Source organism: Ruegeria sp. D3, from assembly GCF_056534465.1.
In genome coordinates this window covers 310215-330173 of the sequence record NZ_JBQFPK010000004.1, presented here as the reverse complement: position 1 = coordinate 330173, position 19959 = coordinate 310215, and the positions used below count along the sequence as shown (strand labels likewise).

Sequence of the window (19959 nt, the reverse complement as noted above, 5' to 3'; positions counted from 1 at the left end):
GCCCCGGTTTGAGGCTTGGTTTAGCACATATAATTCCGGGGCAAAACGCCTTAGTCTACCTACTGTCGGAATTGTCGACAGAGTTGATCCAATCAAGCGACTTCGGGAATTTCGTTCCAAACCAGCCCTTGCCCTGGCAGACGGGCAGCCTGTTCGGGCGTGCACAGGATCGGACGAACTGCTCCGGGTGTCTCAAACAACTTGCGCAGCAGAGTGTTCGTCATCGCATGTCCCGACTTATCCCCGGTAAAGTGGCCGAGAATCGGACCACCGGCCAGATACAGATCGCCTAGTGCGTCCAGCATTTTGTGGCGCACGGCTTCGTCGGCATGACGGAACCCGCCGGGTGTCAGAACTTCGTTCCCTTGCACGACGACCGCGTTTTCCAGTGTTCCACCAAGGGCCAAACCGTTTTCGCGCATCGCTTCAACATCTGTGCGGCGGCAGAAAGTGCGGCAATCGCTGAGTTCCCGCGCAAATGAGCCGTTACGCATGTCCAGAGTTTTGGTCTGGCGTCCGATGGCGCCGTCCTCAAAATCAATGTGGAAGTCGATAATCAGACCGTCGGCAGGCGCAATCGAAGCGCTCGCTCCTTCCCGTGAAGCAGTCACAGGCTTTAATACTTCGTAGGCCAGAACCGGGCTGGCCTGACGGCGCACGCCCTTCGCCATGATCCCACGCACAAATTCGATTGACGATCCATCCATGATCGGAACTTCGGGGCCATCAATCTCGATCAGTGCGTTGTGGACACCACATCCTGCCAGCGCAGCCATTATATGTTCAACCGTCGACACCGAAGCACCCGCATCGTTGATCAGTCGGGTGCAGAGCGGAGTTCGCTCGACCACATCATAGATCGCAGGGACCAGTGCATTGCCCAGTTCAATATCCGTACGTTTAAACCAGATGCCATGGCCAGCTGCCGCCGGTTTCAGCACCATATTCGCAGGCTTGCCGCTATGCAGCCCTACACCGGTAAACGTGATCGGAGATTTGAGCGTATGTTGCAATTTGGGCCTCGGTGAGTGGTGTCCGACCTAATTTGGCCGTGTTGACATCTCAGTTAAGGAACGCGGGCAAAAGGCTCAACTCACTCTTTGTAACCGAATGAAACATGAATGTAACAGATCGGCAAAAGCCTGCTTACACCCGGTTACGTAATTGTTTTAAAACGAAAAAGGGCCGCCAAACAGCGACCCTTCTTAATCAATTTGTTACCGCGATCAGTTGGCTTGACGCCGCAAGAAGGCCGGAATTTCAATCCGATCTTGCTCGGGGTCTGCCTCATCATGCGCCGGCGCCGTAGCGTCAGATTGGCGCATCACGGGCTGTTGGCGCTGGGGCTGTGCCGGCGTATCGGCCGCGTGGCCGGTCATTCTGTCGATCAGCCGGTTAAACCCGAACCGAGGGCGATCCGCATCGGATTGAGCAGCGGGTGCCGGCGCAGCCGTTGGCTGAGGCCGCGGCGCCACATACCCACGATCAGACGGTGGAACATTCTGAACCGCTGCCTGCAAACGCTGCAGCGCTTCCGGTGATGGTGTCCCAGCAGCTGGCTGCGGTTGAGGCGCGACATAGCTGTCGGTCGCAGTTTCAACTGGATCAGGCGTCGGCTCGAATTCGGCTACATGCGGCTGATAAGCCGGAGGAGGCAGGTCATCGTCATCCTGTTCGGCGCGCGGCTGGAACTGAGGCTCTTCGGCCGCTTCAAACAGCGAAGGCTCACGAGCCGGTTCGGCCTCTGCAGGTTCGGGCGCGGAAACATATGCGTCTTCCTGCACAGGCTCTTCTGCCGACACAGTGCGCGTCAGCGGGGCTGACATCGAGCGACGCGCAACCGGCACATCCTCGGACTTTTCGGTCGCGTCAATGCCAGTGGCAACAACCGAAACCCGCATTCCGCCTTCCATAGCCGTGTCCAGGGTCGAGCCAACGATAATGTTCGCCTCGGGGTCGACTTCTTCGCGGATACGGTTGGCCGCCTCGTCCAACTCGAACAGGGTCAGATCATGCGAACCGGTGATGTTGATCAGGACACCCTTGGCACCTTTCAGGCTGATTTCGTCCAGCAGCGGGTTGGCAATCGCCTTCTCGGCAGCCTGAACCGCACGATCCTCGCCGGTGGCCTCGCCCGTTCCCATCATGGCTTTGCCCATCTCATCCATTACGGCGCGCACATCCGCAAAGTCGAGGTTGATCAGGCCCGGACGCACCATCAGATCAGTCACGCCCTTGACGCCCTGATACAGAACATCATCCGCCATCGAGAACGCTTCGGTAAACGTGGTCTTTTCGTTGGCCAAGCGGAACAGGTTCTGGTTCGGGATAATGATCAGTGTATCGACGACCTTTTGCAGCGATTCAACGCCGTCTTCGGCCTGACGCATCCGCTTGGCGCCTTCGAACTGGAAAGGCTTGGTCACAACGCCCACGGTCAGCACGCCCAATTCGCGCGCGGCTTGCGCGATAATCGGAGCCGCACCCGTTCCGGTGCCACCGCCCATACCGGCGGTGATGAAGCACATATGCGCACCAGCCAGATGATCCACGATCTGCTCGATGCTTTCCTCGGCGGCTGCGGCACCCACGGTCGGACGCGCACCGGCACCCAAACCTTCGGTGACTTTCACGCCCAGTTGCACACGAGCCGATGACTGGCTCTGCTGCAACGCCTGAGCGTCGGTGTTGGCGACCACGAAATCCACGCCATCCAACTGTTTTTCAATCATGTTATTGACGGCATTGCCGCCTGCCCCGCCTACGCCAAATACCGTAATCCGAGGCTTCAATTCATCGTGCCCGGGCATCGAAAGATTCAATGTCATGCTTCTGTCCGCCTGTTTATATGCTCCGCCAACGCGGTGTTTTTCTTACCTATCCTGCCACAATTCTACCGACCGAAACCGCAAACGTCACGCCAAAAATCGCCAGAATCCACAAAATATGGAGGAAATAAGGCGTTCCACGCCAGTATTTCGTATTGTTTGCCAGATGTTGCGGAACGAACTCAATCCAGCACAACAGATGCGACCGCCGCGCCGTAGATTACGAGCATGTCACATACGGATTTATCGTCTTTACAAGGCGCGGAAAACTGCTCGGGTCCTCACGCTTGGCCTCTGTCGGGCCTTGTGGATATCTTGCTGGATTCGACGTTCATCCGCAAGGGAATTCTTCAACCAATAGGAGTACTTGGACAGTTCAGTCCCTCATCAGAAATCTCTCTCACAATCTGGATTTCGGTATTCGCCAATGTCGCCAGGCGAACCATGAAACTACCATTGTGCACGAAAGGCCACCAGCACACGGGAAATCCATCGGCATCGTCGTCGTACAGGAAACAAAGCTGGCCATCGGGGGTTGTAATTTTTCCGTAAACGCAACCCCTACCCTCCATGCGCCAGACCGAGAGACTCGGGCTCAGGAACTCTTCGGTGCCAACCAAGCCACCGTTATGGAAATCGTAGAATTTGACGGTCTTGCCTACAACGGCCCCCAGAAAAGCCTCGGGCGTGATCAGGGTCTGGCCCTGAACCGAGGCGGGAATCGCGACAAGCAGTGCCGCGACCAGTGTCTTACCAATTGTCACGGAACCAACGGACAGCCCGCTTGAACGGGCGTGCAGCATAGGTGTCGACAGGGATCTCGAAGTCCCACCATTCATCCTGCGGATGCGCCGCAAACAAGCTGAGCCCCACCACCGAAGAAAATCCCGGACCAGTCGCCGATTGCGGCAACCCGTGAACACGCAGGGGCCGGCCAAGACGAACGCGCTGCCCCAGAATACGAGTCGCCAAACCGTCCAAACCCATAATCTGGCTTCCTCCACCGGTCAGAACGATCTGCTGGCTGGGCAGATGATCGAACCCGGCAGCATCCAGTCGAATGCGGACCTCTTCCAAAATCTCTTCTACACGAGGACGCATGATGCCGATCAACTCGGCGCGGCTGACGGTGCGCCGGTCATGTTCCCAATCTCCGGTATCGCCGCCGATGTCGATCAGGTCGCGATCATCCGCTCCGGTAGCATGCACGCCGCCGTTGAAGGTCTTGATGCGTTCGGCCACATTCGCTGGAACGCCAAGCCCCATCGAGATATCCGACGTCACATGATCGCCGCCCATGCGTACGCAATCGGCATAAATCATGTGTTTTTTCATAAAGATAGACACACTTGTCGTGCCGCCACCCATGTCGATACAGGCCGCGCCCAGTTCCTGCTCATCCTCGACAAGTGCGGAAATGCCCGAGACATAGGCCGAATTCGCGATCCCGGCCAATTCCAGATCACAGCGCTTGATGCAGCGCACGATATTCTGAATGGCGACCGCATCAACCGTCAGCATGTGCATATCGACCGCAAGGGTCTGACCCATCTGCCCCCGAGGGTCGATAAGGCCCGAGCGATTGTCCAACGCAAAGTTCACCGGCTGTGCGTGCAGTACCTCGCGACCCGCGCCATAGTCCGGCACGTCGCAGGCGTTCAACACACGTCCGACCTCGGCTTCGCTGACCACCTGTCCTTCCAGATCGACTTGCGCATCCAACCCATAAGACCGGGGGTTCGCGCCCGAGAAGCAGGCGATCACGTGATCGACCCGAATATCGGCCATCTTCTGCGCAGCTTGCAGAGCGGTCCGGATGGCGCGTTCGGTTTCCTGCATCGCAGTGACTTCGCCAAACTGCACCCCGCGCGAACGTGTGGTCGCAGCGCCGATAACCCGGAACCCGGTCTGACCGGCCAGAGACCCGATGCTGTTGTCCTCACTTAACCGCCCTGTTCCGTCGAAACGCAGCACCAAGCAGGAAATCTTGGAACTTCCTACATCCAGAATCGCAACAACACCGCGTTGCATCGCCTGTCTGCGCATCTGCCGCATGGCCCGTTGGGACTGATAGAGATCGGTCATCATGGTCGTTACTGCCTGCTACTCACGTCTGTTTTTGTACTCCACCAGTCTTCGCTGGCAGCTTCGGTCATTCTTATGGTTGGACGTTGTCCGAGCCGCATATCCACAACGGCCACGTCACGTTCCAACAGGTCCTGCACCTCATTAACCGCCAAGACGCGTTCCAGTGCGCGCACGGGCCGATCGGTTGGCAGCATGATGCGCTGACCTCGGTCGAGAACCAGATCCCAGCGGCGTTCGCCAATTCGAACAAGACCCCGCACGCGCGCCCCGAGGCTGCGCGCTGTTGTCAGCAGTTGCAGTGCCTCAGCGACATGTTCGTCCGCGCCCTTTCCTGCAATAAGCGGCAGAGTCGCGTGGTCCTTGCGGGAGGCGACACGCTCAACATGCGCGCCGGTTTCGTCCAGCAACTCGGTTCCGCTCCGCGTGCGCCAAACCACCACGGGTTGGCGTTCAACAACATCAACCTGAAGAATTCCGCCGGGGCGAATGCGAACCGTCGCAGATTTGACAGGATCAAGACCGGTAATCGTGTCGCGGATTTGTTCGGCGTCCAGATCCCAGGAACTGATCGGGAAATCCAGTGGCACAACTTCACGAATGTCTTCGGAGAGGTTCGGTCCAGCGCCATCAATGGCCATCAAGTTAACCATGAATTCCGGTCTTTGCTGGATCGAGGTCTTGATGTCATTGACATAAGCCACAACCGCCTCTCGCCGGTCTTCTGCACTAAAATAAAGCCCCGTAGCCGCGCAAATGGCCAGGATGGGCAACCCATACTTCAGACCGCGGCGTATGCCCGGCGTAAGCATCCAACGCTGTAGTCGGTAGCTGAGGCGAGACGGAGCCGGGTCGAACCGTTGCGATTTGCGGCCGAACAGTTTCACGCCGCCTAACCGCAGTTTTGGTTCTGTTTCGTGGCGTTCGCCTGAAGCGAAATCGGCATCCGGACCCGCCAATGGCTTGGACCGATGAATGACAGGTGCGCGCGTGGCTTTTAACGGTCGCATGAGGCGTCCTCCACCATCCAGGCACACAGCTGACCAAAGGTCATACCGCAGTGTTCGGCTTGCTCGGGCACCAATGAGGTCGGTGTCATTCCGGGCTGGGTATTGGTCTCCAACAAAAACAGACCATCTGCGCCCATGCTGTCATCCCAACGATAATCAGTACGGGTCACACCGCGACAGCCCAGTGCGTTATGGGCTTTCAGCGCATGATTCATGCAACGGTCAAAAATATCCTGCGGGATGTCGGCAGGCAGCACATGCCACGAGCCGCCGGGCTTGTATTTGGCATCATAGTCATACCATCCGCCATCAGTCATGATCTCGGTCACGGTCAGAGCGCGATCGCCCATCACGGTCACGGTCAACTCGCGCCCGGCCACGTATTTTTCGACCATCACGTAATCTGGCATGTCGTCGGACAGTTGCGGTGGCCCGTTCGAGCCTTCGTGGACGATATAGATCCCGACGCTGGACCCTTCGTTGTTGGGCTTGGCCACATAGGGCGGATCCATCACATGTTCGGCGGACACATCGGGCTTGGGCACGATCACGCTGGGAACAACAGGTAAACCTTCTGCGGAAAACACCTCTTTGCTGCGCTGTTTGTCCATCGCGAGCGCCGAGGCCAGCACGCCGGAATGCGTGTACGGAATGCGCATCCACTCCAGCAGGCCCTGCACACAGCCATCTTCCCCCCAGCGTCCATGCAGAGCGTTGAAAACCACATCCGGTTTGATGTCCAAAAGACGCGCATAGAGGTCGGGACCTGCGTCCAGTTCGACCACTTCAAAGCCTTCTCCCCTAAGGGCGGCTGCGCATTCGCGCCCAGAGCTGAGTGACACCTCGCGTTCCGCCGAGGGGCCGCCCATCAATACCGCCACTTTGGGGTGTGTCCTGCTCGACTTACCCACTTAGCGCCTCAATGTCCCCGGACCTTATGCGGTGGTCCGTACTGCGTTTATGCCTTTGATCCGTCGCCTGAATTTGCCTGTTTTGGTCTGACGGTTGGGGCTTTATTTCTTCAACGGGTCACCGACCCGCATGATTTCCCACTCTAGCGTGATGCCGCTTGTTTCGTAAACCTTTTTTCGCACCTCTTCGCCCAGACCTTCAAGGTCAGCGGCAGTGGCACCGCCAGTGTTGATCAGGAAATTCGAGTGCTTCTCGCTCATCTGCGCGCCACCCTTGGTGGCCCCGCGCATCCCGGCATCGTCGATCACTTTCCACGCCTTCAGATCGTGCACGTCATCCGCCCTGCCCGTCGAGGAAAACCCTGCCGGGTTGCAGAAGGTCGAACCTGCGCTGCGGTCTTTTGTGGGTTGGGTCTCATCGCGTTTTTGCAATTGCGCCGCCATCCGGTCATGCAGCGCTTGTGGATCACCCGCGGGCCCCTCGAACGTGGCCGAAATCAGCACCGCCCCATCGGGCAAATCCGACTGCCGATAGCGGAAGTTCAGGTCCTGCGGTGTCAGGTCCACGACCTCCCCCTGGCGCGTCACTATCGTGGCCTTGCGCAACACATCCGCCGTATAGCTGCCATAGCAACCCGCGTTCATCCGCACCGCCCCACCGACCGAGCCAGGAATGGTCCGCAAAAACGTGAGGTCCACACCTGCATCTGCCGCTTTGCGCGCCACATGCGCATCTAGCGCCGCGGCACCCGCTGTGACGGTGTTACCTGCGACCTCGATCCCGTTGAACCCGCGCCCCAGCCGGATCACCACGGCGCGCAAGCCACCATCACGAACAATCAGGTTTGATCCGACACCCATGGGGAACACGTCGAAATCTTCGGGCAGGTCGCGCAGAAACGCTTTCAGATCGTCAATATCCGTAGGTTGGAACAAATAATCCGCCGGACCGCCGACACGAAGCCATGTCAGGTCGTTCAACGCTCGGTTCTGGGTCAGTTTGCCACGGGGTTCAGGAACAGATGTCATTCCGGTTCCTTCGCGGATTTATTTCCTCCGCGCAAGCCGTAACTGTCACTGAGCCGAACCAAGCATCCGACGCACCCACCGCCCCAGATAAATCACTGGCCAGCGCAGCACGGACATACCCATCGCCAGCACCAACAGTCCGATCCACGGGCCGTTCTGCAAGGTGACATAGCCCAATATCGGAATCCCCACCGCGATCAGGACATAGGCGCGGGTCCAGTGGTTGTCCTTACTTGGGATCATCGCCAGCACATTTGCGGCGATCCCCCACAACGCGGCCAGAGCGATTGACCAATTCATTCCTGAACCTCCTGCCCGGTCCAACGGCGCCAGTAGTGGCGGATCGGGTTGCGGAACATCGATGCGAAAGCGGCAAAGGCCAGCACCGAAATGAACCAGCCGAAGTCATGACCCAACCAGACGATCAGCGCGGGTGCACTGACAAACAGCACCACGCCTGGCGGAAACTGCAGACGCATCGGCAACATCGCCACGATGGTCGAGGCAATGACCCACAGCCCCGCAAACACCACTGAATTTACCATGCGCCCCTCCGAGGACGTTGTTTCGCGGCTGCAAACGCTCAAATCAGTCGAGCGTCAAGTTGGTTCCCTGCGTCAAACAGCTTGTTTACGTTGCAACCGGTCGGGCAAACCGTTGGCCCAGGCGCTGATTGTCCCGGCGCCGAGGCAAACAACCATGTCACCAGGACGGGCTTGTTCGCGGACCAGACGCTCCAGATCGTTTTCATCCAGCAGCGCGCGGGCGTGACGGTGACCGTGGCGGATCAGGCCCTGCACCAGATCATCACGCGATGCACCTTCGATCGGGTCTTCACCCGCAGCAAAAATATCAGCGATTGCGACCACGTCGGCATCGTTGAAACAGGTGCAAAAATCGTCAAACAGATTCGACAGGCGCGAATAACGGTGCGGCTGGTGAACGGCGATCACACGCCCATCACTGGCTTGGCGTGCGGCTCTCAGCACGGCGGCAATCTCAACCGGGTGGTGGCCGTAGTCGTCGATGATGGTAACGCCCTCGACCTCTCCGACCTTGGTAAAGCGGCGATTGACGCCACCGAAATTGGCCAGAGCCTCGCGGATTTCAGCGGTTTTCATGCCCAGATGGCGGGCCACAGCCACGGCGGACAAAGCGTTCGAAACATTGTGGTCGCCGGGCATAGGCAGGGTGCAGCCCTCGATCACCGTGTCTTCGTATTGCAGGTGGATATCGAAATGCGCGACGCCGCCCTTATAAGTCAAGTTCACGGCCCGCACATCGGCCTGCGCGTTGAACCCATAGGTGCGCACGCGCCGATCGCTGATGCGGCCCACCAGCGTCTGCACCTCGGCATGGTCGGTACAGCACACGGCCAGACCGTAGAAGGGCAGGTTCGAGACGAACTCGTAAAACCCATCCCGCAGCCGGTCGAAATCACCCCAATGCTCCATATGCTCGGGGTCGATATTGGTGACGATGGCAATAGTCGCAGGCAGGCGGTTGAACGAGCCGTCGGATTCGTCGGCCTCGACCACCATCCATTCACCCTGTCCCATCCGCGCGTTGGACCCGTAGGCATGGATGATGCCGCCATTGATCACGGTGGGGTCGAAATCGCCCGCCACCATAAGCTCGGCCATCATGGTGGTCGTGGTGGTCTTGCCATGAGTTCCGGCAATGGCGATGTTTGATTTCAGGCGCATCAGCTCGGCCAGCATATCGGCGCGGCGCACCACCGGCAGGCCTTGCGCGCGGGCGCCGTCCAGCTCGGGGTTGCCCGGCTTGATCGCGGTAGACACAACAACAACGGCTGCGTTTTCAAGGTTTTCGGCGCGTTGGCCTACGAAAATCTCGGCCCCCAGCCCGGCCAGACGGTCCGTGATCTTGGACGCTTTGAGGTCCGAGCCCTGCACCCGGTAGCCCAGGTTCAGCAGCACCTCGGCAATCCCCGACATCCCGATCCCGCCGATACCAACGAAATGGATCGGCCCTACGTCTTGCGGCAGTTTGGTGGCTGGATTCATGGGGTCTCCTTCTGCGCCAGCTCTTCGACAAGGTGAACTAGACGCTCGGTCGCGTCCGGGGCTCCGGTCGATAGGGCGGCACGGGCCATCTTTTGTGCGGCCTCGGGGTTTGTCAGAACGGCGGTGATTTGCTCGGTCAGCGCGGCAACGTCAAGCAGGTTTTCGGGGATCATGATCGCGCCACCCGCCTGCACCAGCCCGCGCGCATTGGCGGTTTGATGGTCGCCCGCAGCGGCGGCAAAGGGGACAAGGATCGAGGGCCTCCCGATGACCGAGATATCGGCCACACTAGACGCGCCCGAGCGGCTGATCACCAGCTGCGCATCGGACATGCGCCGGGGGACATCATCGAAAAAGGGCAGAACTTCGGCCCGGATGCCATGGTCGGCGTAAAAGGCGGTGACACGTTCACCATCTTCATCGCGGGCCTGATGCGCCACGCGGATATAGGCACGCAGGTCTTCCGGCAGCGCCGCAAGCGCGCCGGGCACCACATCACTGAGGATACGCGCACCCTGGCTGCCACCCATCACCAGAACTGACATCGGGTAGTCTCCGGGCGGGATATAGCCTGCCGCGGCACGTTCCAGCACCGCGCCGCGCACCGGGTTGCCGGTATGGACGCCCTTTGCGCCGTCGGGCAAATCCGTGGGCCAGACCCCGCAGGCCACCTGCGCCACGCGCTTGGCAAACAGCTGGTTCACCCGACCCAACACGCCGTTCTGCTCATGGATCATGCGCGGAATGTTCAGCAGCGTCGCGGCCCCCAGCGCCGGGATCGAAGGATAGCCACCGAAGCCAACCACCACGTCCGGGCGGTCGCGCATCATTTGCATCGCCATACTGGTCACGCCGCCCGCGATCTTTGGCCCGACCAGCGCCTTGGCCGCCAGCCCGCCACGCGCGAAAGTGGCCGAAGTCGCCTCAACAATCTCGGTCGAATGCGGAAAGCCGCCGGTATAGCGCGCACCGCGCGCATCAGTGGACAGGCGCACGCGCCAGCCTTTCTGCAGCATCGCCTCGGCCAGCGCCTGCGCGGGGAACATGTGCCCCCCGGTGCCGCCTGCCGCGATCAGAAGATAAGGCATCAGCCGCGACCGCGTAGAATGTCACCCAGCTCACCCTGCGGGCGGGTTCGGGTGAAGGCCAGCAACATGCCCACGGCGATGCCGCCCGCAATCAGGGACGAGCCGCCATAGCTGACGAACGGCAGCGTCATGCCCTTGGCGGGCAACAAGCGCACCGCCACGCCCATGTTGATCATCGCCTGAACGCCGAACATGCAGGCCAGACCGGTGCCTGCCAGACGGATGAACATGTCACGCTCGCGCATCAACCGCAGCAGCGAGCGCACGACGATCAGCGAATAAAGCGCGATGATGATCAGCACCAGGATCAGCCCATACTCCTCGGCCGCGACAGCGATGATGAAATCGGTATGCGCATCGGGCAAGGACCACTTCACCTGCCCCTCCCCCACGCCAACGCCGAACAGACCGCCTTCGCGGATCGCGTTGGTGGCATAGCCAAGCTGCGTGGTCGGATCGACCTCTTGGTTCAGGAAACCGTCAATGCGGCGGGCAAAGTGTTCGGAATTCGAATAGGCGAACATGCCGCCCAACACGACGGCCCCCGCCATGCCGACCAGCAACAGCATCGGCGCACCGGCGACGAAATACATCACGCCCCAGCCAAACAGGATAAGGCAGGCCTGCCCGAAATCCGGTTGCAGCACCAGCATCGCCACAATCGCCATACAGAGCGCAAAGGACCACAATCGCCCCGGAGGGCCGTTAATCTCTTGCGAAGCCGCCAGCAGCCACGCGGCGACAACGATGAAGCCGGGCTTCAGAAACTCAGAAGGTTGCAGCGAGGCAAATCCCAGCGAGTACCAGCGCACCGCGCCCTTGCCGAAATCGGTCCCGAAGACCGGCAGGAAAGCCAGCGCCACAAACGCGCCCAGAAAACCCAGTACCGCCAAACGTCGCACCAGTGTGGGCGACATCATCGAGGTCAGCAGCATCGCCACCAGCGCCAACCCGCCAAAGAGCGCCTGCCGTTCAACATAGTGGAACGGATCGAACCCGTTGCGCCCGGCCAGCGGCGGCGATGAAGCCAACCCCAGCAACAATCCGATGACAAACAGGATCAGCACGCAGGACATGGTCCAGCGATCAATCGTGCGCCACCACTTTGGTAGAATCGGTTCGCCGCGCGTGTCCCGGACCGCGCCATACACCATCTCAGTCATGAGATACCGCCACTATCTGCCTCGTTCACGCCCCGTTTTCGGGGTCTGATTGAGACTCTACAGCGATTTTGGCTTTGGGGCTAGGGAAATGAGGGGCATAAGCGGAATTCGATCAGCCCCAGAGTTGAAATAACGCGTCACGCTTTAATTGGGTACCGGTCCGGTTCCTCAAAGACATCAATCACGCGCGTACCGGCCTTGATCTGGCCTCCGTGTTCGACCCCCGCCGGGATCGAGTAGCTGTCGCCCGGACGGTAAGTTTTCGTCTGGTCTCCGATCGTCAGTGCAATCTCACCTTCAACGACCGTGCCCCATTGCGCACCATGCGAATGAAGCGGAAGCTCCATATCCTTCAGAAAAGTGAAGAACGCTACCAGACCTGCTTCCGAGCGAATGACAGCCGTCTGCACCACATCTTCAGGGAAAGGAACGTCCAGTTTCGGAAAGACCGTTATGAAGTCCGGGTAATGCATGAATTGTTCCTTCTCCTCGGGTGAACTGTCGCCACAGGATGACAGTGCTTTCAGCGGCTGGCAATCGGGATTGCCCACTTACCAGCACACTTTGAGCGAGACGACGGCATGCTCTTGCGTTCCGACGCGATCCGCGCCATCCCCTCGTCCATGACCTTTGACACGATCATCCTTGGTGCCGGTGCAGCCGGTATGATGTGTGCCTCCCACTGCGGCGGGCGTGTTCTGGTGATCGACCATGCCAAAGCAGCCGGAGAGAAAATCCGCATCTCAGGCGGAGGGCGCTGCAATTTCACCAATATGTATGCGGGCCCCGGAAGTTTCCTGTCGCAAAACCCACATTTCTGCAAATCCGCACTGGCGCGATACACGCAATGGGATTTTGTCGATCTGGTCGGGCGTCACGGAATCGCGTGGCATGAGAAAACTCTGGGGCAATTGTTCTGCGACGGGTCTTCGAAGCAGATTGTCCAGATGCTGTTGGACGAGATGACCCGCGCCGGGGCTGAACTCTGGCTGCAAGCCTCGGTACGTGATCTGCGCAAAACCGAATACGGCTTTGCGATCGAGGTCGAGCGCGAAGGCCAGCGCCAAAAACTGATTTGCCGAAATCTGGTGCTGGCGACAGGCGGCAAGTCGATCCCCAAGATGGGCGCAACGGGGTTAGCCTATGACATCGCCCATCAATTCGACCTGCGCGTTACAGACACGCGGGCGGCGCTGGTGCCGTTCACCTTTTCGGATGGCCGGTTCAAGGAGCTTTCGGGTGTGTCCTTGCCCGCCCGCCTGTCAAACGATCGCACCAGCTTCGACGAAGCGCTATTGTTCACCCATCGCGGACTTAGCGGGCCATCGGTGCTGCAACTGTCGTCATACTGGCATGAAGGTGAGGCGATCCATGCGAACCTGATCCCCGACCTGCCTCTGTTTGACCTGCTGCGCGATCAGCGTCAGGCCGGAGGGCGCAAGGCCCTGACCACCGAACTGGCACGACACCTGCCCGCACGGCTGGTCGACTACCTGAAACACCAAATACCAATGCGCGGTAATCTGGCCGACCAGTCCGACGCCGCCCTGAACGATCTGGTGACGGCGCTGTCCAACTGGTCCCTCACCCCCTCTGGCACCGAAGGGTATCGCACCGCCGAGGTTACTTTGGGCGGGATCAACACGGATGAATTGTCGTCCAAAACGATGGAGGCCAGGGATGTCCCCGGCCTCTATGCGATTGGCGAAGCGGTGGATGTTACCGGCTGGCTGGGCGGTTACAATTTCCAGTGGGCGTGGTCTTCGGGTCACGCCGCCGGAACCGCCATAGCTGCAGGTTAGCCTACGACGTTATAGCCCCGTCCGCGCATACAGTTGCGGACAATGACCTCTTTGTTCTGGTTCTTGTTGATCACGTCAGCGCTGGCGCCCACAAGTGCACCGGCAATCGCTGCTCTGCCCAAATCGTCACTGCTGTCCTGAACAATCCCGGTGACAGCAGCAGCACCTGCTGCGCCAATTGCCGCATTTCCAGCAGTAGTTCCATCAACCGTCGCCTGCGAAGCTGCCAGCTGTTGGCATTGCTGCAGGTCGAAGTTGTAATTCGGGCCGACCGGCCCATCGATGACGGGCTGATAATTCGCACCAGTGTTTGTACAGGCTCCGGCCACCAAAAGCGCAGGCAGGACCAGAGAAAACTTACGGTAAGTCATAACGATAACCTCGTGTTGAATTTACAGGCAAGCAAGACCAATTAGTAATGGGCGTCAAGCACATAGCACCGCAGCTTGGCCCAACCGGCAATCTATTGCAAATTTCTAAAGTGAAAGGTTCAAACGAACCTGTGCTGCGAAATCCTCTCCGCGTTGCTCGAAATTGTCATATTGATCGAAACTGGCCGCAGCTGGGGCTAGCAATACTGTGTCCCCCGGCGCCGCATCCGCCACAGCCTGCGCGACGGCCTCGGCCATTGTGGTACAGACCTGCGCCTCCACCTCGAGCTGCATGGCGAAACCGGCGGCCTCCCGCCCAATGACGTAGGCTTTGACGACTTGATCGCAGGCTGTGTTCAAGGCAGACAAACCGCCTTCCTTCTCAAGCCCGCCGCAGATCCACCGGACGTTCTTAAACGCACTTAGCGCCTTGAGCGCGCTGTCTACATTGGTGGCCTTCGAATCATTCACAAAAGTCACCCCATTCGCTTCGGCGATGATCTGGCTGCGGTGTGGCAGACCGGGATAGCTGTGCAACGCATCCTCAATCACGCGCGGGGCCAGCCCAAGCGCGCGACATGCGGCATAAGCAGCGCAGGCGTTTTGATGGTTATGCGCGCCCGGCAGCCCTTTAATGTTACGCAAGTCAATCGCGCCTGCCTGTCGACCTTTGCGGTATTCGGACAAGAACCCTTTGCGGGCAAAAACCTGCCACCCGGGCCCCGTCAGTTTTCGGGCAACCGAGATCCGGATCACCCGGTCATCCGTTGGGCCTTCGGCCAATTGCCCGGCCAAAAACGCGCCTTCATTTTCGTCGACGCCAATCACTGCCCGGTCCGGGCCACCTTCGGCAAACAGGCGACGTTTGGCGGCAAAGTAGCCACCCATACCCCCGTGCCGATCCAGATGATCCGGAGACAGATTGGTAAACACCGCGATATCCGGCGTTAACGCTCGCGCCAGTTCGGTTTGATAGCTCGACAGCTCCAGCACGACGACTGAAGCATCCCGACCGGGTTCAATATCCAGAACCCCACGCCCAATGTTTCCGGCCAACTGGGCCTCTCGGCCTGCCTCGGTCAGAATGTGATGGATCAATGCCGCCGTGGTTGATTTGCCGTTAGAGCCCGTGACCGCGATAACACGTGGGGGTGTGTCGAAATTATCCCATTCCGGGCCCGCAAACGATCGAAAAAACAACCCGATATCATTGTCGACCGGCACGCCGGCATCAAGTGCGGCCGCGACGACGGGATTTGGTACAGGGTAGAGATGCGGGATACCGGGCGAGACGATCAGCGCAGCGATTTGATCGAACGCCCCTTGGCGGCGCAGATCGGCACAGGCAAACCCCTCGGCCTCGGCTTTTTCGCGAGCAGCGGGATTGTCATCCCAACAGACGGCTTCTGCCTTGCCTGCCCTAAGCGCACGCGCCGTGGCCAGACCCGAGCGACCAAGCCCAAGCACCGCTACTTTCTGCCCCGAAAACCCTTTGACCGGGATCATCCTGCCCACCTTGTTCTGTCGTACATGTCGCGGCCACCCTGCGCAGAAGACACAAGCCTTGGCAAGAGACGCAAAAGGCTCGCGCGTCAGCGCGAGCCGGGCCCAACAGGTGGCAGGCGGTCCGCAGGCCCCCCGAACCTGGCGGGAGCGTTACCGGACCTTAAGCGTCGCCAGCCCGATCATCGCCAGGATCAGAGAGATGATCCAGAACCGGATCACGATAGTGGGCTCAGCCCAGCCCTTTTTCTCATAGTGATGGTGGATTGGCGCCATCAGAAACACCCGCCGTCCGGTGCGTTTGAAATACAGAACTTGAATGATAACACTCAGGGCTTCAACAACGAACAGGCCGCCGACCACGGCTAGCACCAGCTCGTGCTTGGTCGCTACCGCGATGGCTCCCAAGGCACCGCCCAAAGCCAATGATCCAGTATCGCCCATGAACACCGCAGCCGGGGGTGCATTGTACCACAGGAACCCAAGCCCTGCGCCGAACAAGGCCGAGGTAAAGATGAAAATCTCGCCTGTACCCGGCACGTAATGCACATCCAGATACTCGGTAAAGTCGACCCGCCCAACCGCATAGGCAATCACACCTAAAGTCGAGGCCGCGATCATCGCAGGCATGATCGCCAAACCGTCCAGCCCATCGGTCAGATTCACAGCGTTCGCAGCGCCAACAATTACAACAATCGCGAACGGGATATAGAAAATACCCAAATTGACCAGCGTATCCTTGAACACAGGCACCGCCAGTTGGTTCTGCAACGCCTCGGGGTGGTGCAGCGTTGCCCAAACCGAAGCGAGCACTGCGATCAACACGCCCAAAGCCAAACGCATCTTGCCCGACACGCCCTTAGTGTTCTGTTTGGACACTTTTGCGTAGTCATCCGCAAAGCCAATCGCCGCATAGCCCAGCGTCACGAACAAGACCATCCAGACATAGGGGTTGTCCCACCGCGCCCAAACCAGCGTCGACGTGACCAGAGCCCCCACGATCAGCAGCCCGCCCATTGTCGGTGTACCTGCCTTGGAAAAATGCCCCTCGGGGCCGTCATCTCGGATCGGCTGACCTTTGCCCTGCTTGCGGCGCAGCACGTTGATCAACGGTTTGCCAAACAGGAACCCGAAAATCAGCGCCGTCATAAAAGCACCGCCCGCGCGGAAGGTGATATAGCGAAAGAGGTTAAAGAAATCCCCGCCATCGGACAGATTGGTCAACCAATAAAGCATTCTAACACCTTTCTCGTGCGGCGATCATGGCTCAAGCGCGCCCCCTTGCCCCATTTTCCGTAAACCGTCAACAATCCGCGCCAGCGCCATGCTCAAAGATCCTTTGGCCAGCACGATATCGCCCGCGCGGATCAGATCCGGCAGATGCGAGGTCATTTCGGCGCTGGTTTCAGTCCAAAGCCCGCGTTTCCCCTCGGGCAACGCATCATGCAGCGCCTGCATCAACGGACCGATGCAATGCACCTGATCCACATGCGCCATCGCCGCAACATCGGCCATGGCCGCGTGCATGTCGGTTTCCTGCGCGCCCAATTCCTTCATATCGCCCAAGAACGCGATCCTACGCGGGCCCTGCGCTGCGGCCAGAACGTCCAAGGCCGCCTCCATCGAGGTCGGGTTGGCATTATAGCTGTCATCCAGCAGTTCAATCTGCCCACCGCTCGCCAGCAGCAGCGTCTCGCGCACGCCGCGGCCCGCGACCGGAGACCACCGGCGCAGCCCGACAATGGCCTGATCCAGATCGACGCCCAGCTCAACGCATGTCGCCAAAGCACCCAGCCCGTTCATGGCGAAATGCGTACCGGCCGACCTTACGTCAAAACTGAATGGCGCCCCGTCCAGCGCCGCAGAGGCATGGACCGAGTCGGCGGTCTGCGCCACATCCGTCAGAACATAATCCGCAGCGTTCCGCCCGAATTCGACGATTCCCGCCCCTTGAGCCTGCGCACAACTGCGCAACACATCCGCGTCGTCAATGTCGGCGTTCACGATGGCTGTGCCTCCGGGCTCCAGCCCCTCGAAAATCGCAGCCTTTTCATGGGCGATGCCCGTGACCGACTCGAACGCCTCAAGATGCACGGCCGCCACGGTCGTCACCAACGCCACATGCGGGCGGGTTTGCTGAGTCAGCGGAGCGATCTCTCCGGGATGGTTCATGCCAATCTCGATCACGGCGAATTCGGTGTCGCGCGGCATCCGCGCCAAGGTCAGCGGCACGCCCCAATGGTTGTTGTAGCTGGCGACGCTTGCATGGGTTTTCCCCTGCGCTTCCAAGATATTGGCCAGCATTTCCTTGGTCGAAGTCTTGCCGACACTTCCTGTCACACCAACCACACGCGCATCCGTGCGGGCCCGACCGGCTAGGCCCAACGCCTCCAGCCCCGCTTGCACATCGTCGACGATCAGCAACGGCGCATCCTCGGCCACGCCTTCGGGGATGCGCGAGACCAAAGCGGCCCCTGCCCCCTTCTCCAACGCCTGCGCCACGAAATCATGCCCGTCTCGCGCCGCTTTCAGCGCCACGAACAGATCGCCCGGTTGCAAAGTGCGCGTGTCAATCGACACGCCATTCACCACCCAGTCGGCGGTCACACGCCCGTCGGTAGCCTCGGCCGCCTCAGCCGCAGTCCAGAGCGTCATGCTACCCTCCCGTCCAGCGCGGCCACGCTGATGCTGGCCTGTTCCACATCATCAAAGGGCAGAACCTGATCGCCAACGATCTGGCCGGTCTCATGCCCCTTGCCCGCGATCAACAGAGCATCGCCCGGTTGCAGAGCATCGACGCCGCGCAGGATCGCTTCGGCCCGGTCGCCAACTTCAGTCGCCTCGGGCGCGCCAAGCAGAACAGCGGCGCGGATGGTGGCCGGGTCTTCGCTACGCGGGTTGTCGTCGGTGACAAAAACCACGTCGGCATGATTTGCAGCCGCTTGCCCCATCAAAGGCCGCTTGGTCGCATCGCGGTCACCGCCTGCGCCAACAATGGCAATCAGGCGGCCCATCACATGCGGGCGCAACGCCTTGAGGGCAGTGGCCACAGCATCTGGCGTATGGGCATAGTCGACGAAAACCGCCGCACCGTTTTGGCGCGTTGCGGCCAGCTGCATTCGACCGCGCACGGTTGTCAGATGCGGCAGAGTTTCAAACACGCGTTCAGGCTCTTCCCCGCCCGCGATCACCAAACCACAGGCCAGAAGGATGTTTTCGGCCTGGAAACCTCCGATCAGGTTCAAGCGGGTCTGGAACACTTTGCCCTTCCACGAGAACCGCAAGTCCTGCCCGGTCGCGTCAAAACGCTGGTTCATCAGGCACAGATCTGCATCGCCCAGACCAACGGTCAGAACCTCCTGTCCACGAGCCTTGGCGATCTTGCGGACCTCGGCTCCTTTGGGGTCGCTCATATTGATCACGACTGTGCCGTCCTGGGGCAGAACCCGGTCGAAGAGACCAGCCTTGGCGGCGAAATACGCTTCGAACGTCTCGTGATAGTCCAGATGGTCCTGCGTGAAATTCGAAAATCCGGCAGCCGCCAGATGGACCCCGTCCAGACGGCGCTGTTCCAACCCGTGCGAGGAAGCTTCCATCGCCGCATGGGTCACGCCATTTGCGGCAGCTTCGGACAAACAGCGATGCAGCGTGATCGGCTCGGGCGTGGTGTGGGCCAGAGGGGCAGTCCATGCGCCTTCGACCCCGGTGGTGCCAAGGTTAACGGCGGCGTGGCCCAGCTCCATCCAGATTTGTCGCACGAATGTGGCGATCGAGGTTTTTCCATTGGTCCCGGTCACGGCCACAATGGTCTGTGGCTGCGCGCCAAACCATAGTGCGGCACAACCGGCCAGCGCCTGACGCGGGTCTTCGACAACGACCAAGGCCGCGTCTGAAGCGGCCAGTTCATCGGCTGCAATCTCGGCCCCTTCGGCGTCCGTCATGATCGCCGCCGCGCCCATGCGCAGGGCGTATTGGATGAACGCGCTGCCATGGACCCGTGTGCCGGGCAAGGCAGCGAACAGAAAGCCCTCCTGCACCTCGCGGCTGTCTACGGCCAGACCGGTGATTTCGGGATTCGCGCCTCCGCGTGCGGTCAGGGCCAGTTGGTTGAGTGTTTTTGGTCTTGTGCCCATGCCCTACCC

At 59.9% G+C, this 19959-nt stretch carries 19 protein-coding genes; 1 reads left to right on the top strand and 18 read right to left on the bottom strand.

All coding sequences use genetic code 11. From position 1 onward, the window contains the following. Positions 1-92: 92 nt before the first annotated feature. The 13 genes from lpxC to ACR0DX_RS08515 all read right to left on the bottom strand — a co-directional run bounded on the left by lpxC (position 93) and on the right by ACR0DX_RS08515 (position 12614). Positions 93-1013 carry a UDP-3-O-acyl-N-acetylglucosamine deacetylase gene (lpxC, locus tag ACR0DX_RS08575; RefSeq protein WP_170352563.1) on the bottom strand — a complete coding sequence of 307 codons (921 nt, stop codon included), beginning with the start codon at positions 1011-1013 and terminating at the stop codon, positions 93-95. A 213-nt stretch (positions 1014-1226) separates the two neighbouring features. Further along, positions 1227-2828, bottom strand: coding sequence for a cell division protein FtsZ (ftsZ, locus tag ACR0DX_RS08570; protein ID WP_170352562.1), 1602 nt, complete (start codon positions 2826-2828; stop codon positions 1227-1229). Positions 2829-3178: 350 nt separating this feature from the next. Further along, positions 3179-3592: a hypothetical protein gene (locus tag ACR0DX_RS08565; protein ID WP_480845781.1), complete on the bottom strand. Its 414-nt coding sequence runs from the start codon at positions 3590-3592 to the stop codon at positions 3179-3181. Then, entirely contained in the window at positions 3579-4913 is a 1335-nt protein-coding gene (ftsA, locus tag ACR0DX_RS08560; protein ID WP_170353121.1) for a cell division protein FtsA, read from the bottom strand. The genes ACR0DX_RS08565 and ftsA overlap by 14 nt, the downstream gene beginning before the upstream one ends. Before the next feature lie 8 nt (positions 4914-4921). Next, the gene (locus tag ACR0DX_RS08555; RefSeq protein ID WP_170352561.1) at positions 4922-5923 is read right to left on the bottom strand and encodes a cell division protein FtsQ/DivIB; all 1002 of its coding nucleotides are present in this window, start codon (positions 5921-5923) and stop codon (positions 4922-4924) included. Continuing rightward, on the bottom strand, positions 5911-6834 hold the full coding sequence (locus tag ACR0DX_RS08550; protein WP_170352560.1) for a D-alanine--D-alanine ligase: 924 nt from the start codon (positions 6832-6834) through the stop codon (positions 5911-5913). Before ACR0DX_RS08550 ends, ACR0DX_RS08555 begins: the two co-directional genes overlap by 13 nt. A gap of 102 nt (positions 6835-6936) precedes the next feature. Continuing rightward, complete coding sequence (murB, locus tag ACR0DX_RS08545; RefSeq protein WP_480845778.1) at positions 6937-7863, bottom strand: UDP-N-acetylmuramate dehydrogenase; 927 nt, start codon at positions 7861-7863, stop codon at positions 6937-6939. 45 nt (positions 7864-7908) lie between these two features. Beyond that, a complete protein-coding gene (locus ACR0DX_RS08540) occupies positions 7909-8163 on the bottom strand; it encodes a DUF2484 family protein (protein WP_170352558.1) in 255 nt (84 codons plus the stop codon). After that, positions 8160-8408 carry a DUF2484 family protein gene (locus tag ACR0DX_RS08535; protein WP_170352557.1) on the bottom strand — a complete coding sequence of 83 codons (249 nt, stop codon included), beginning with the start codon at positions 8406-8408 and terminating at the stop codon, positions 8160-8162. Before ACR0DX_RS08535 ends, ACR0DX_RS08540 begins: the two co-directional genes overlap by 4 nt. Positions 8409-8480: 72 nt before the next feature. Continuing rightward, positions 8481-9890 carry a UDP-N-acetylmuramate--L-alanine ligase gene (gene murC, locus ACR0DX_RS08530; protein WP_170352556.1) on the bottom strand — a complete coding sequence of 470 codons (1410 nt, stop codon included), beginning with the start codon at positions 9888-9890 and terminating at the stop codon, positions 8481-8483. Then, positions 9887-10978: a UDP-N-acetylglucosamine--N-acetylmuramyl-(pentapeptide) pyrophosphoryl-undecaprenol N-acetylglucosamine transferase gene (locus ACR0DX_RS08525; protein ID WP_170352555.1), complete on the bottom strand. Its 1092-nt coding sequence runs from the start codon at positions 10976-10978 to the stop codon at positions 9887-9889. Before ACR0DX_RS08525 ends, murC begins: the two co-directional genes overlap by 4 nt. Then, positions 10978-12141, bottom strand: a complete 1164-nt coding sequence (gene ftsW, locus ACR0DX_RS08520) for a putative lipid II flippase FtsW (RefSeq protein ID WP_170352554.1) — start codon at positions 12139-12141, stop codon at positions 10978-10980. The genes ACR0DX_RS08525 and ftsW overlap by 1 nt, the downstream gene beginning before the upstream one ends. Positions 12142-12278: 137 nt before the next feature. Continuing rightward, positions 12279-12614, bottom strand: coding sequence for a cupin domain-containing protein (locus ACR0DX_RS08515; protein ID WP_170352553.1), 336 nt, complete (start codon positions 12612-12614; stop codon positions 12279-12281). A gap of 150 nt (positions 12615-12764) precedes the next feature. Between ACR0DX_RS08515 and ACR0DX_RS08510 the strand changes: the two genes are divergently transcribed. Then, on the top strand, positions 12765-13943 hold the full coding sequence (locus ACR0DX_RS08510) for a BaiN/RdsA family NAD(P)/FAD-dependent oxidoreductase (protein WP_170353120.1): 1179 nt from the start codon (positions 12765-12767) through the stop codon (positions 13941-13943). On the opposite strand, the gene ACR0DX_RS08505 is transcribed toward ACR0DX_RS08510, so the two are convergent. The 5 genes from ACR0DX_RS08505 to ACR0DX_RS08485 all read right to left on the bottom strand — a co-directional run bounded on the left by ACR0DX_RS08505 (position 13940) and on the right by ACR0DX_RS08485 (position 19950). Then, positions 13940-14314 (bottom strand): glycine zipper family protein, encoded by a 375-nt coding sequence (locus tag ACR0DX_RS08505; RefSeq protein ID WP_170352552.1) that lies wholly within the window; start codon positions 14312-14314, stop codon positions 13940-13942. The two genes, ACR0DX_RS08510 and ACR0DX_RS08505, sit on opposite strands and share 4 nt — an antisense overlap. A 105-nt stretch (positions 14315-14419) precedes the next feature. Then, a complete protein-coding gene (murD, locus tag ACR0DX_RS08500) occupies positions 14420-15820 on the bottom strand; it encodes a UDP-N-acetylmuramoyl-L-alanine--D-glutamate ligase (protein WP_170352551.1) in 1401 nt (466 codons plus the stop codon). A gap of 150 nt (positions 15821-15970) precedes the next feature. Next, positions 15971-17053 (bottom strand): phospho-N-acetylmuramoyl-pentapeptide-transferase, encoded by a 1083-nt coding sequence (gene mraY, locus ACR0DX_RS08495; RefSeq protein ID WP_170352550.1) that lies wholly within the window; start codon positions 17051-17053, stop codon positions 15971-15973. Positions 17054-17077: 24 nt separating this feature from the next. Beyond that, positions 17078-18472, bottom strand: coding sequence for a UDP-N-acetylmuramoyl-tripeptide--D-alanyl-D-alanine ligase (locus ACR0DX_RS08490; RefSeq protein WP_170352549.1), 1395 nt, complete (start codon positions 18470-18472; stop codon positions 17078-17080). Beyond that, entirely contained in the window at positions 18469-19950 is a 1482-nt protein-coding gene (locus ACR0DX_RS08485; protein WP_170352548.1) for a UDP-N-acetylmuramoyl-L-alanyl-D-glutamate--2,6-diaminopimelate ligase, read from the bottom strand. The genes ACR0DX_RS08490 and ACR0DX_RS08485 overlap by 4 nt, the downstream gene beginning before the upstream one ends. Positions 19951-19959: the final 9 nt, after the last annotated feature.